The organism is Mesorhizobium sp. M0293 (genome assembly GCF_040321735.1).
Taxonomy (GTDB): domain Bacteria; phylum Pseudomonadota; class Alphaproteobacteria; order Rhizobiales; family Rhizobiaceae; genus Mesorhizobium.
The window spans coordinates 1-13237 of record NZ_JAMYSA010000144.1 but is presented as its reverse complement, the minus strand read 5'-3'; the positions used below and the strand labels follow the sequence as shown (position 1 = coordinate 13237).

Sequence of the window (13237 nt, the reverse complement as noted above, 5' to 3'; positions counted from 1 at the left end):
AAGGGTGGCTCGATCACCTATTGCGTCGTCTGCAGCTTCGACAATCTCAACCCTTTCATCCTCAAGAGCCTGCGCACGACGGCGCGCGGCATGATGGACACGATCTTCGGCAATCTGGTCTTCGAGCCGCTGATGCAGCGCAATGCCGACGAGGCTTTCACGCTTTACGGGCTGCTCGCCGACACCGCCGACATGGACCCGGAGCGCCGGAGCATCGAATTCCATCTGAACCCGAAGGCCAAGTGGTCGGACGGTCAGGCGGTGACGCCGGAGGACGTGCTCTTCAGCTATGAAGTCTATACCGAGAAAGGGCGACCCCCTTACAGCGACCGCATGGCCAGGGTCGCAAAGCTCGAAAAGACCGGCGACCATAGCGTGCGTTTCACCTTCAACGACAAGGCCGATCGCGAATTCCCGCTGATCATCGCGCTGACGCCGATCATCCCGAAGCACGCCTTCGACAAGGAAACCTTCGACAAGACGACGCTGAAGCCGGTGATCGGCAGTGGTCCCTATACGATCGCGCAGGTACAGCCCGGTCAGCGCATCGTCTTCAAGCGCAATCCGGACTACTGGGGCAAGGATATCCCGGCCAAGCGCGGTTTCGACAATTACGACCAGATCACCATCGAGTATTTCCTCAACGCCAACGCCAAGCTCGAAGCGTTCAAGAAGGGCCTTTGCGCCATCGACGACGACGGCGATCCGGTGAAACGCGAGCGCGATCTCGATTTTCCCGCCTTCCACAAGGGAGACGTGGTCGCGGAAACCTTCGACACCGGGATTCCGCCCGTGGTGACCGGTTTCCTGTTCAACACGAGGCTGCAGAAGTTTTCCAACCCGGTCGTGCGGCGCGCGCTCGGCATGCTCTATGACTTCGAATGGGCCAACAAGAACCTGTTCGGCGGCAAATACACGCGCACGATGAGTTACTGGCAGAATTCCGAGCTTTCCGCGCTCGGTCATCCGGCCGACGACAGGGAGAAGGCGCTTCTGGCGCCCTATCCCGGCCGTGTGCCGGCCGATGTCATGGACGGCACTTACCGGCCACCGGTGACTGACGGATCAGGCCAGGACCGCCGCGTATTGAAGGCAGCTTTCGACCTGCTGAAAAGTGCCGGCTACCACGTGCAGAATGGAACAATGCTCGATGCCGAGGGCAAACCTTTCGGCTTCGAGATCCTGACCGCCTCGCAGGACGAGGAGCGCCTTGCCGGCATCTACCAGCGCACGCTGGAGAAGATCGGCATCGACCTCACCATTCGCAGCCTCGATGGCGATCAGATCCAGTCGCGCAAGCAGCGCTTCGATTTCGAGGTCCTGGTCGGATCGAGCGGCTTCAACAATTCGCTGTCGCCCGGCATCGAACAGACCGGGCGTTGGAGTTCGGCCGCGGCCAGGACGGAAGGCTCGTTCAATCTTGCCGGCGTGGCCGATCCGGCGGTGGACGCGGCAATCGAAGCGATGCTGCGCGCCCGCTCGAAGGAGGATTATGTCGCTGCCGTTCGTGTTCTCGACCGGCTGCTGATCTCCGGCAACTACATGGTACCGATGCAGCACAACACGCAGCAATGGATTGCCTACTGGAACTATCTGGAACATCCGCAAAAGACGCCCATATTTGGGTATCAACTGCCGACCTGGTGGCGCAAGCCGAACTGAAATTCAGGAGAACGAGATGAGCGAACCGAACGCCGTCACCGTCGATGTGGTGTCCGACGTCGTCTGCCCATGGTGCTTCATCGGTCAGAAGCGGCTCGACAAGGCGATTGCCGCTGTCGGCGATGTCGACGTGCATGTCCGCTGGCGGCCGTTCCAGCTCGATCCGACCATTCCGGCGCAGGGCAAGGATCGGCACGAATACATGCTGGCCAAGTTCGGCAGCGATGAACGTATCCGCGAGATTCATGCCCGCATTGAGCCGTTGGGCGAAGCCGAAGGTATTTCCTTCGCCTTCGACGCCATCAAGGTGGCGCCGAATACGCTCGATGCGCACCGCGTGATCCGCTGGGCCGGTGCTGCCGGCGAAGCCGTGCAGAACAGGCTTGTGCGCCGGCTGTTCCAGCTGAATTTCGAGGAAGGCGCCAATATCGGCGACCATGCCGTGTTGACCGAAGCCGCGCGCGAAGCCGGCATGGACGCATCAGTGGTTGCCACGCTTTTGCCGACCGACGCCGATGTAGAGGCGGTTCGCACCGAGATCGCCACCGCGTCGCGCATGGGCATATCTGGCGTGCCGTGCTTCCTGCTCGAAGACAAATATGCGGTCATGGGTGCGCAGGATGCCGATACCCTGGCCGATGCCATTCGTCAGGTGGCGGCTGCCAAGGCGCGCGGCGAATTGGAAAAGGTCGGCTGAGGCCGGCACCCTCACCTTTCCGACAAGAGCAAGTCTTACTTCACCGTCACCTTGGCCTTGCTGATAAAAAATCCATGGCCGTTCGTGGCCGTGCAAGTCAGTCCCTTGGTTGACGACTGGCACGAGAACGGCCCCGCACTCCAGCTGTTGCCGTAGCCAAGCTTGTCGACATCGCTGCAGCAGCCCTGCTCGCCTGGGTTCTTGATCAGCGTGGCCGGCCCCTTGGGTCCGAGGATGATGGTGACGTAGCGCGGTTCGACCCGCGAGCAGCTCAGCTCCGGGCCGCCATCCCTTGGCTCGTAGGTGCTGGTGCCGCCTTTCGCCGTGTAGATGCAGCCAATGTTGCCGGACGGCGTGTTGAACTCGATCTGGCCTTCGGCGCTGGCCGGGATGCTCTGCGAGGCGGCATGCGCCAAAGATACCGAGGCAAAGAGAGGCAGCCAGGCGAAGAGGGACAGGATTGCGGCCGCGCGTGCAAGCATTGGGAACTTCCTTGTTGGAGAACCGGACATGCATGTGTGTCGACAATGCCCGGCAAGGTTCAATCCCGAACGGATGAATTGTCAAACGCAGTTCCTCGGCTGACCCGACAAGACGGAACGCGCTGCTCAGACGATTTTCCGGTCACTTCCTGACTCCGGCAAGGATAATGACGGCCGGCGCGGCGAGATCACAAACGGCAATTTTCGGGTTTCCAGGCCAGCCCGCAGTGAGAAAACAGACCGGTCCACATGATTTCCAGTTCACAAAACCGTGTGAAAACCCTTCCCTAGGGGAAGCTACTCGGACGGTCTGACTTCCCAGATCAAACATTTGAAATCAATAACGATATCCTGATTTTTGCCGACCGTTGGCGCCATATTTCAGCGTGCAATCTGTTGCCTCACAGCAACGGAAGCCGGGGTAATCCGGTCGGCCCGGTTTTAAATTAATGGAAAATGATCAATTGGTGTTACCATCCGTAACAAAAGAAAAAAGGTTTGGGCGGGATAGTGATTCGGGTCGATAGACCATCGCAAGAGTCAGTACCGGAAAAAACACCTCGCGATGCCGCAGGGCGATCGCTTCTGACGCCGGTATCGTCGATGCGCAGCTTCTGGGGCCTGATGCGGGCCTACTGGGTCTCGGACCGCTGGAAGGAAGCCTGGACACTGACGCTGGTGATCGCACTGCTCACGGCGCTGTCCAGCAAAGCCGGTGTCTGGTTCGCCGAAGCCTCCGGCGAACTGGTCAACTCGATCGCCTTCTTCCATGACGCCGCCAACACCACGCCGCTTCGCTCGCTGCTGGTCAATGCCGGCATCCTCGTGCTGCTGGTCGTGCTCAAGGACGCCGGCTTCACCGGCATACGCAGCCTCGTGTCAGCGACGTTGCATCGCAAATGGCGCGGCTGGCTGGACAGCCGCTTCAACGAAGCGCTGCTCGACACCAATCATACGCATTTCCACGCCCAGCATGGTTCGTCCGGCAATGCCGCTCCCGACAACATCGATCAGCGCATCCAGGAATCGATCAAGGACATGACCGGCGGAGCCATCGGTCTCGCCATGGGCGTCCTGGGCGTTGCCACATCGCTTTATTTCGTCGGCCAGAAATTGCTTGAAAACTCGGCGGAAGTGAAAGGGCTGGAATTCCTCGGCAGCTACGGCAGCGCGGTTCTGGCTTTCCTGGCGGTCGCCACCTACGTACCGCTTAACACTTGGATCGCGGTCAAACTGGGTCGTCTGCTGGAACGGCTCAACGTCAGGATGCAGCAATCCGAAGGCAGCTATCGCGGCGAGCTGACCACTTTCCTGCGTCGCAGCTTCCATGTCGCGGCCTCGCAAGGCGAGCACGTGCAGAAGACGATGCACAATCGACTTTATGTCGACATCGACCGCACTTGGGCGCGGCTGAATATCGTCAACACAGGCTACAATTCGTTCGAGCTGATCTACAATTTCATTGGTGCCCGCATTGTCGCCTATGGACCTGGCCTGGTGCCGTTCATCCACAACGGTTTCGATCTCAAGGGCTACATAACCGGCTCCGAGCTGGTCAATTCGCTGATCAGTCAATGCTCGTGGTTCATCCACGTCATGCCGAACATCGCCACGCTGCGTGCCAACAGCCAGCGTGTCACCGAGTTGGCCAATGCGATCGAGAATGTCCAGCACCCACAGGAATTCTACAGCCAGACCGGCCGCTCCGACTTCCACTATGCCAGCCAGAACCCGGTTTTCGGCCTGACCATCCAAAAACTCGAACTGGCGCATCAGGGCGAGGACGCCACCCCCTTCCTCAGTGCCGCCAATTTGCGCTTCCGGCGCGGCGAGTGGACGTTCCTGAAAGGCGAATCGGGTTGCGGCAAGACCTCGCTGATCAAGGCGATCAACGGCCTGTGGCCGTATGGCCGCGGCACCATCGTCTTCCCCGAAGGCGTGAAGAGCTTCTATGCCGCCCAGGAGGTCAAGCTACAGCCGGTGTCGCTGAAACAGCTGGTCTGCCTGCCCGGCTCCGAGCACGACCATGGCGATGCGCAGGTCGCGTCGGCATTGCACAAGGCCGGGCTTGGCGATTTCATCGAACACATGGCCGACGAAAACCGCGAGGGCAAAAGCTGGGATCAGGTCCTGTCGGGCGGCCAGAAACAGAAGCTGGTAGTGGCCCGCATCGTGCTGCAGCAACCGGGGCTGCTGTTTCTTGACGAGGCGACCGGCGCGCTCGATCCCGATGGCAAGGTTGCCTTCCACCAGGCCATCAAGGACAACTGCCCCGATGTCACGGTGATCAGCGTCATGCACGAGGCGGTGGCGCCACGATCGATGACAGGCAGCGAATTCTACCACAGCATCGTCGCGATCGCCGACGGTGTCGCCACCAAGAAGCCGCTGGTTCCGACCCTGCCTGTCGAGCTCACCACCATTCTCACGCAGCCGAGGCCGGTCGAGGACAAGTGGCTGCGTTTCTCGCGCCGGCTGAAGCAGAAATAACGACGCTGTGACCGAGCCGGCCGCGACTTGCGGCGGCAGGCGATCACAGTCTCGCGATCTCGGCCGCTCGCCGGCATTTTCCTTCCTCCCTGCGATTGACACGGCAAAGCGCGCTCCTATGTTGCGCCCGCTTGCAGATAGTCAAACGCGAACCCGCAAGCGGAAAGGTCACCGCGCCATGCCTGGCGACAGTCACAGTCGAACGCAACCGCCGTCCGCCTAGACGTGACCTCCAATGGTTCATGTCCTGCCGGACGGCAAGGAGTGAGCCATGAACGAATTTACCGCCGTAGCGAGCGACGAGGCTGTCGCGATCGCCCGTATCCTAGCCAACGATCACGTCGCCGACATTGTCGAGGCCCTGAACAGGGAGCCGCGAGAAACCGCGACGGAGCTGCTTTGTGAAGTGACGTTCGAGCGGCTGGTCGAGATCTTCGATCAGCCTGAACTCGACGGCGCGTTCGAACTCATGGAGGCACTGCCGCGCGCCAAGGCGGGCAAGCTGCTCACCGCCATGTCGGTCGACCGTGCCGCCGACATCCTGCGCGAGCTCGACGAGCCGGCCCGTTCCGAGCTGCTCGGCGGGCTTGCGCCGCCGCTGCGCGCCACGTTGCTTGCCATTCTCGGCTATCCCGAAGGCAGCGCCGCATCGATCATGACGACGGAGTTCGTCAGCGTGCCCTCGGACTGGACCGTCGGCCGCACGCTCGACTACATCCGCAAGGTCGAGCGGACGCGCGAGACCGTCTACGCGATCTATATCGTCGATCCGCAAACGCACCTCCTTGTGCGGTCGACTGGCCTGCGCCGGCTGATCACCGGTGAGCCGGACGATTCGATCATGACGGTGGCGCCGGATCGTGTTCCGGTGACGGTCGGCCCACTGACCGATCGCGAAACCCTGGCGCAGACGATCTCCAAATACGATCTGCTTGCCGTCCCGGTCGTCGACCACGGCAAGATCCTCGGCATCGTCACCATCGACGACATTATCGACACGATGATCGAGGAGACGACGGAGGATGTGCACCGTTTCGGCGGCATGGAGGCACTGGACGAGCCGTATATGAAGATGAGCTTCCTCGCCATGATCAGGAAGCGCGGCGGCTGGCTGTGCGCGCTGTTCATCTCGGAGATGCTGACGGCCAACGCCATGCAGAGCTATGAGGGCGAGCTGGAGAAGGCGATCGTGCTGACGCTGTTCATCCCGCTGATCATGAGCTCTGGCGGCAATTCCGGCTCGCAGGCGACCTCGTTGGTCATCCGTGCGCTGGCGCTGCGCGAGATCGGTCTCGGCGACTGGTGGCGGGTGGCGCTGCGCGAACTGCCCACCGGCATCGTGCTGGGTGCCATGCTCGGCGTGGTCGGCATCTGCCGCATCGCGCTCTGGCAATATATGGGCTTCTACGATTATGGCCCGCACTGGCCGCTGATCGCCACGACGGTGGGCGCGGCACTGGTCGGCATCGTCACGTTCGGCTCGCTGTCTGGGTCTATGCTGCCGTTTGCCCTGAAACGCATCGGCTTCGATCCGGCCAGCGCATCGGCGCCGTTCGTCGCCACGCTGGTCGATGTCACCGGCCTGGTGATCTATTTCTCGGTGGCGCTGGTGATCTTGCGCGGGACGCTGCTGTAGCGGCCAGTGTTGGACAACGACAACCGCACAAGGATTCTTGCGGAGAGGACCCCCACCCTAGCCCTCCCCACAAGGGGGAGGGAATGCTGCCGCGCGCTCTTTTGAAGCTGAGACGCAAGCGACTTGCCAAGGATCGGCATCTACGGAAGTCTCCCTCCCCCTTGTGGGGAGGGGCTAGGGGTGGGGGTATTCGTAGGGCGCCAGCATGGCGTTCCTAAATGCGACTGCTCCGGGTTTTGCCCGTCAATCCACCCGCTCGCCGTCCTTCACGCGATAGGTCGGCTTGTACATGGTGACCAGTTCTTCCGCCGCTGTCGGATGCACCGCCATCGTGCGGTCGAAATCATCCTTGGTCAGGCCGGCTTTCAGCGGAATGGCGAGAAGCTGCGCCATCTCGCCGGCGTCCGGCCCCAATATGTGGGCGCCGAGCACTTTCTTCGACGCGCCATCGACCACCAGTTTCATCAGCATCTTCTCGTCGCGTCCGGACAGCGTGTGCCGCATCGGCCGGAATGTGGCGCGGTAGATTTCGATGTCGGGGAAGCGTTTGACGGCATCGTCCTCCGACAGGCCGACGGTGCCGATCTCCGGTTGCGAAAAGACCGCCGTGGCGATCGTGTCGTGGTCGGGCGCGGTCGGATTTCCCTTGAAGGCGGTTTCGATGAAACACATCGCCTCATGGATCGCCACGGGCGTCAGCTGTACGCGGTTGGTGACGTCGCCGATCGCCCAGATGTTGTCGATGTTGGTTCGGGAGTATTTGTCGACAGCGATCGCACCGATCTTGGTCATCTCCAGGCCGATGCCTTCGAGGCCCATATTCTCGGTGTTGGGAATGCGGCCGATGGCCAGCATCACCTGATCGACCGTCAGCACCTCGCCGCCGCTGATGACCGCGTCGAGCCGGCCGTCCGGCCGCTTGCGCACCCATTCGGACACGGAATGACAGAGGATCTTTATCCCCTTCTTCTCCATCGTCTCGTGCAGCATGCGCCGCAGGTCCATGTCGAAACGGCTGAGGATTTCCTTGCCGCGATAGACCAGCGTGGTGTCGACGCCGAGACCGTGGAAGATGTTGGCGAATTCGACGGCGATGTAGCCGCCACCCTCGATCATGATCGCCTTGGGCAGCTCCTCGAGGTCGAAAGCCTCGTTGGAAAAGATGCAATGTTCGTGGCCGGGCAGCGCCGGATGCGCCGCCGGGCGGCCACCGGTGGCGATCAGGATCTGGTCTGATGTGACGGTACGATCTTCGCTGAGAAGATGCACCACATGCGGGTCGACGATCATGGCGCGCGAATGAAAAGTCTCGCCGCCGACCCCCTCGACATTCCGCTTGTAGATCGCCTCCAGCCGGCTGATCTCACGGTCCTTGTTGGCGACCAGCGTCTGCCAGTCGAAACTGGCTTCGGCCACCGTCCAGCCATAGCCGGCGGCGTCGGCGAAATGCTCCGGAAATTGCGAGGCATAGACATAGAGCTTTTTCGGCACGCAGCCGCGAATGACGCATGTGCCGCCGAAACGGTATTCCTCGGCGATGCCGACGCGCTTGCCGAGTGCGGCCGCCACGCGCGCCGCCCTCACGCCGCCCGAGCCGCCGCCGATGACGAAAAGATCGTAGTCGTAACCGGCCATGACGGCTCCTCGAGCTTCGGAAATTTGAGAGACAGGTAGGCCGCAAAGCGTCAAAAGAAAAGCCCGGACAAGCCGGGCTTTCGCAGATGGCCGCTAGGCCGTTTTGAAACGCAGGATCAGTTGTTGTCCGCGGGCGCCGCACCATCGGCGGGTGCCGCGCCATCCGCCGGGGCGGCAGGCGCTGCGGGCGCCTTTGCCTTGGCGGCCGCGGCCAATGTTTCGCCGACCTGCTGCGCGAGATCGCGGCCGACGCCGTTCTGCCAGATGTCGGCTGCCTTGATCAGGTCGCGGGTCACCGTCGGGCCGCTATCGAGCAGCTTCTTGCCGGCATCGGAATTGTAGAAGGCGGCGATATCGGTCAGTTCCTTTTCGGAGAACACTTTTGCGTAGGCGAGTGCTGCTTCCTTCTCGAGGTCGGCGCGGCGCGACGCCAGCGCCAGAGCCTTCTCGTTGATGGTCTTGCCGATCAGTTCCTGCATGTCCGGGTTCTTCTGGATCAGCTGCGATTCGAGCGCGGCGGCTGCCTGCGGCAAGATGTTGTCGAACGGGTCGGTCGCGTGGATCGCAGCGACCGCGGCGCGGGCGGCCTTCAGGTGCGATTCCGTGACATCCTGCGAAAACGCCGGCGACGAGAAGGCGAAAACGACTGAGGCCGCCAGAAGGATGGAAAGGCTGCGAACCCGGTTATGCAACATCATGATCGGTAGAACTCCCTGGTTTTCGGGCGGCATGGACAGTTTGGATACCGTCGCCGCCGGCGATGATGGCCGCTGACGCCAGCCCGATGAAAAGACCATGCTCGACCACGCCCGGAATGGCGTGGAGAGCATTCGAAAGCGCTCTTGTATCCGGAATGCGGCCAAAAGATGCATCGAGGATAAAATGGCCGCCGTCTGTAACAAAAGCCTGCCCCCCCGTCATCCTCAATATAACCGGACCGGAAAGACCGAGCTTTTCAGCCGCGGCAGCAATCGCGATTTCGGTCGCGCGCAGGCCGAACTGATTGACTTCGATCGGCAGGGGAAAACGGCCGAGCGTGGCGACCATCTTCGACCGGTCGGCAATGACGATCATGCGCTGGGAGGCCGCGGCGACGATCTTCTCGCGCAGCAGCGCACCGCCGCCGCCCTTGATCAAGGTCAGCTCCGGGTCGACTTCGTCGGCGCCATCGACGGTGAGATCGAGCTCGGGCGTTTCCTCCAGCGTCGACAGCGGCACGCCGAGTTCGCGGCAGAGCGAAGCGGTGCGCTCCGAAGTCGGCACGCCGATGACGGTCATGCCGGTGGCAACCTTGTCGGCAAGCAGCCGCACGAACTCTTCGGCCGTGGTGCCGGTGCCGATGCCGAGCCGCATGCCATCGCTCACATGGGCAAGTGCTGCCCGTGCGGCTTCGACCTTCAATTGCCTTGCATCCATGCCGCTTGCTGTCCCGAAACCCAGTGTTTCGGGCTCCTACCATTTTTGCCTGTCCGGTCAAAGCCCTTGGCAAGAGCTCTGCCGATGCGCCGCATCTCATCGACGTGCGCGCGAACCATCAACGGCAGCGGATATAGGAATTATTTCCTCTGTCTCGTTGACCCGGTGACGGCAGGCATGCTACATATTTGGTCATGGTGCTGATTCGCGCCGATAACCCGCCGCCGCGGCGGGTTTTCCATTTCTGGCGGCGCGCCGCCAAAATGTCCGGCCCGATGGGGCTTCCTGAACGAGTTGGCCCGGTGCTTGCCCAGTAAGCTTGCCTTGACGCGCCGCAGCCGCTATCGCCTGCCCCTGTATAAACTTGGCCCAGGACAGACCATGACCCGCCCGATCATCGTGTTCGACCTCGACGGTACGCTGATCGATACGGCGCCGGACCTGCTCGACAGCCTGAACCACAGCCTTGCCGCCAGCGACATCGCGGCGGTCGACGAAGCCGGCTTCAGGCGCTTTGTCGGTCACGGCGGACGGGTGATGATCGAGCGGGCGCATGCGGCCCATCAGCGATCGCTTGATGTCGAGGAGCACGACCGGCTGCTGAAACTCTTCCTCGACCACTACACAATCAACATCCCCGGCAAGTCACGCCCCTACCCCGGCGTCGTCGAGGCGATCGCGCGCTTCGAGAACGCAGGCTATCTCCTGGCCATCTGCACCAACAAGTACGAAGCCAACTCGCTGGCGCTGATCGAGGCGCTCGGCCTGACCAGGCATTTCGCCGCAATTGCCGGACAGGACACGTTCGCGTTCCGCAAGCCCGACCCGCGCCACCTGATCGAGACCATCAAGCTGGCCGGCGGCGACCCGCATCGCGCGCTGATGGTCGGCGATTCGCAAACCGACATCGACACCGCCAAGGCTGCCGGCATTCCGGTGGTGGCCGTCGATTTCGGCTACACCGACCGCCATGTGCGCGAATTCGAACCCTCGGCGGTGATCTCGCATTTCGACGCTCTGACGCTCGACCTGGCGCAAAGGCTGATTGCTGCGGCTGGGCAGTGACGGGAAGTGGCGCAGGCAATCGCATATGGGCAAAGGCTTGCGCCCTACGAATACCCCCACCCCTAACCCCTCCCCACAAGGGGGAGGGAGATTCCGTCGGCGCTGATATCAGCAAATTTCCAACGTTTTCGACGCAAAAGGCGAGAGCGCGGCAGCTTCCCTCCCCCTTGTGGGGAGGGTTAGGGTGGGGGTCCTCTTCGCAAGAATCTATATGCGATTGCCTTGGGAAGCGGCCTGCCCCGCCTCGGCGACAACGCGGAAAGGGCAGCAAATCCGATCCTTAGCGGAACGCCAGACAGCGCCTTGACTTCCCACACCCGCCTCCCTTATATCGCGGCTCGCTTGGCCTTCGGGCAACGAGCGGGCGATTAGCTCAGCGGGAGAGCACACCCTTCACACGGGTGGGGTCGCAGGTTCAATCCCTGCATCGCCCACCATTTCCTTCCTGCGGTCAAGATAGCCATGGTGGAGCTGCCGTCCCGCAGCCGGTCCGAGTAGAGCTATGGCGCTCCCTGTCAGCTGACGATCAGCCACAACGTGATGGAGCGCAGCAACGAGCTGGCCGTGTCGTCGGACTGGCTCGAGCACGTCAAGTGTTCTATTCAAAAGCGCTCAACCAGCATTTGGTGGACCGTGGAACGAAATCTTTGGCGCCCCTACTACAGCGCATTTCCAAAATTCCCTTGCCCGCGATGTAAGTCAGGGCAACTCGCTCTTCATAAAGATAGCCGCCAAACGCTGGAGACGGCATATTCTGTGACCGAGCAGTCTGACTCCAACTGGGAACCGGAGTGGGTGACGGAGCGCTTCATCTGCTTCTTAGTATGCGGGAATAAGCTCTGCGGAGAGGTCGTGGCAGTCTGCGGCCGGGTTACCTCCCAACATCAAGAGCAGTATGAGGGGGAATTGGGCGAGATGGTGAGCTTCAACTCCACCTACTATTCGCCCACTCAAATGTACCCTGCCCCACCAGTATTTCCCATGTCCCCGAAACTTAGCAAGGAATGCGCCGCCCATCTTCGTAAGGCATTCGAGCTGCTGTGGGTGGACCCAGCGTCGTGCGCCAACCGTATCCGGATCTTCCTCGAGCGCTTGCTTGACCAATTCGAGGTCCCCTACATGGGCGTGAATAATAAGGGCGGGGATTATGACATGACGCTGGCTCAGCGTATCGAATACCTGGAAGACAAGAAGCCGGGCCACAAGGACGCATTCAACGCCATGCGCAACGTCGGAAACTTTGGCAGCCACCAAGGCAACGCAAAGTTCGAAACCCTAATCAACTGCTTCGAGATTTTGGAGGAGATGCTCAAGGATCTAGTCGACGGTCGAAAGAGTCGACTGGAGAAGATGACAGCGGCATTGCTGGTCAAGGATGGCAATTTCTAACTATTGACACTCGGGAACAGGAGCATATTCCTACTCAGTTCAGCGGGACCGCCAAAGCCAGCCCGCCACAAGGGAATCCATACGGATTCCTACCTCGGCCGCTTTGGGCCGCACCGCGCCGTCATCCCGCGGGAAGTGCTGCGAGAAGAACTACGACCCTAGCCATAGCCAGGCGCATGAGATGAACTGTGCCGAGCGCAACGCATTCATCCGCAGTGACAACCGGGAATGCTAGGCTTTCGGTTCAAGGAGCCGTTCCCAAGCCGAGGGGAAGGCACATGAGTTCGGCGCCGAACGTGCTATGCTCTCGACTGTGGCAAGGGTAGCGGCCGCGGAAAACTTAACCACGTCGATGCAGCGGAATGAATCGAACAGATTTCACATATGGAAGCTCAGAAAGTGCTGTCTCCATCTGGTGCGTTCGATTCTGAGCTCCCAATGGAGCGTAAACTTGTATTGTATCATCAGCTAGAATTTTCCATTGAGCTTCCAAGTTATTGAACAAAAATCGACCAATGGATTTTAGCGCATTTTTGCGATCTGCGTCAGGCAAATATTCTTCAAGTTGAACATTAAGTACGTATTCTTGCATTCGTGCTGGCGGCATGCGGGAGTTTACCTCGACCGAGAAGCTTTCCGCAGACTCGACTCGTTGCATACGAAGTTCCATTTCCCTCAGCTGACCTGCCACTGAACTGTCATCCAGCTGCGATTAGAGCCTCGACCGTTTTTGTTACGCCTTGTGGCGCGGGTTGAGCAACCGGC

Annotated in this window: 11 protein-coding genes and 1 tRNA gene; 7 read left to right on the top strand and 5 right to left on the bottom strand. The window is 60.9% G+C overall.

Annotated features, from left to right (window positions below; translation table 11 throughout):
* Positions 1-1662 (top strand): extracellular solute-binding protein (locus NKJ06_RS31255; protein ID WP_352811896.1); only part of this gene is annotated, 1662 nt, incomplete at its 5' end.
* Positions 1663-1678: 16 nt separating this feature from the next.
* Positions 1679-2359: a DsbA family oxidoreductase gene (locus tag NKJ06_RS31250; RefSeq protein WP_352811894.1), complete on the top strand. Its 681-nt coding sequence runs from the start codon at positions 1679-1681 to the stop codon at positions 2357-2359.
* A 35-nt stretch (positions 2360-2394) separates the two neighbouring features.
* On the opposite strand, the gene NKJ06_RS31245 is transcribed toward NKJ06_RS31250, so the two are convergent.
* Positions 2395-2841: a hypothetical protein gene (locus tag NKJ06_RS31245; protein ID WP_352635346.1), complete on the bottom strand. Its 447-nt coding sequence runs from the start codon at positions 2839-2841 to the stop codon at positions 2395-2397.
* Between the two features lie 603 nt (positions 2842-3444).
* On the opposite strand from NKJ06_RS31245, the gene NKJ06_RS31240 reads away from it, so the two are divergent.
* Positions 3445-5331, top strand: coding sequence for an ABC transporter ATP-binding protein/permease (locus NKJ06_RS31240; protein WP_352635343.1), 1887 nt, complete (start codon positions 3445-3447; stop codon positions 5329-5331).
* Positions 5332-5602: 271 nt separating this feature from the next.
* Complete coding sequence (mgtE, locus tag NKJ06_RS31235) at positions 5603-6967, top strand: magnesium transporter (RefSeq protein WP_352635341.1); 1365 nt, start codon at positions 5603-5605, stop codon at positions 6965-6967.
* A 243-nt stretch (positions 6968-7210) separates the two neighbouring features.
* Here the strand turns inward: mgtE and gor are convergent, their stop codons facing one another.
* The 3 genes from gor to rpiA all read right to left on the bottom strand — a co-directional run bounded on the left by gor (position 7211) and on the right by rpiA (position 10018).
* The gene (gene gor, locus NKJ06_RS31230; protein WP_352635339.1) at positions 7211-8602 is read right to left on the bottom strand and encodes a glutathione-disulfide reductase; all 1392 of its coding nucleotides are present in this window, start codon (positions 8600-8602) and stop codon (positions 7211-7213) included.
* A gap of 116 nt (positions 8603-8718) precedes the next feature.
* Complete coding sequence (locus tag NKJ06_RS31225) at positions 8719-9300, bottom strand: DUF2059 domain-containing protein (RefSeq protein WP_352635337.1); 582 nt, start codon at positions 9298-9300, stop codon at positions 8719-8721.
* A complete protein-coding gene (gene rpiA, locus NKJ06_RS31220; RefSeq protein ID WP_352635335.1) occupies positions 9287-10018 on the bottom strand; it encodes a ribose-5-phosphate isomerase RpiA in 732 nt (243 codons plus the stop codon). The genes NKJ06_RS31225 and rpiA overlap by 14 nt, the downstream gene beginning before the upstream one ends.
* Positions 10019-10399: 381 nt before the next feature.
* Between rpiA and NKJ06_RS31215 the strand changes: the two genes are divergently transcribed.
* From NKJ06_RS31215 to NKJ06_RS31205, 3 genes are all read left to right on the top strand, one after another.
* A complete protein-coding gene (locus NKJ06_RS31215; RefSeq protein ID WP_352635333.1) occupies positions 10400-11083 on the top strand; it encodes a phosphoglycolate phosphatase in 684 nt (227 codons plus the stop codon).
* A 362-nt stretch (positions 11084-11445) separates the two neighbouring features.
* Positions 11446-11520 (top strand) — tRNA-Val (locus NKJ06_RS31210).
* 103 nt (positions 11521-11623) lie between these two features.
* Complete coding sequence (locus NKJ06_RS31205) at positions 11624-12472, top strand: DUF8608 domain-containing protein (protein ID WP_502905664.1); 849 nt, start codon at positions 11624-11626, stop codon at positions 12470-12472.
* 340 nt (positions 12473-12812) lie between these two features.
* Here the strand turns inward: NKJ06_RS31205 and NKJ06_RS31200 are convergent, their stop codons facing one another.
* Positions 12813-13163 carry a hypothetical protein gene (locus tag NKJ06_RS31200; protein WP_352635329.1) on the bottom strand — a complete coding sequence of 117 codons (351 nt, stop codon included), beginning with the start codon at positions 13161-13163 and terminating at the stop codon, positions 12813-12815.
* Between the last annotated feature and the right edge of the window lie 74 nt (positions 13164-13237).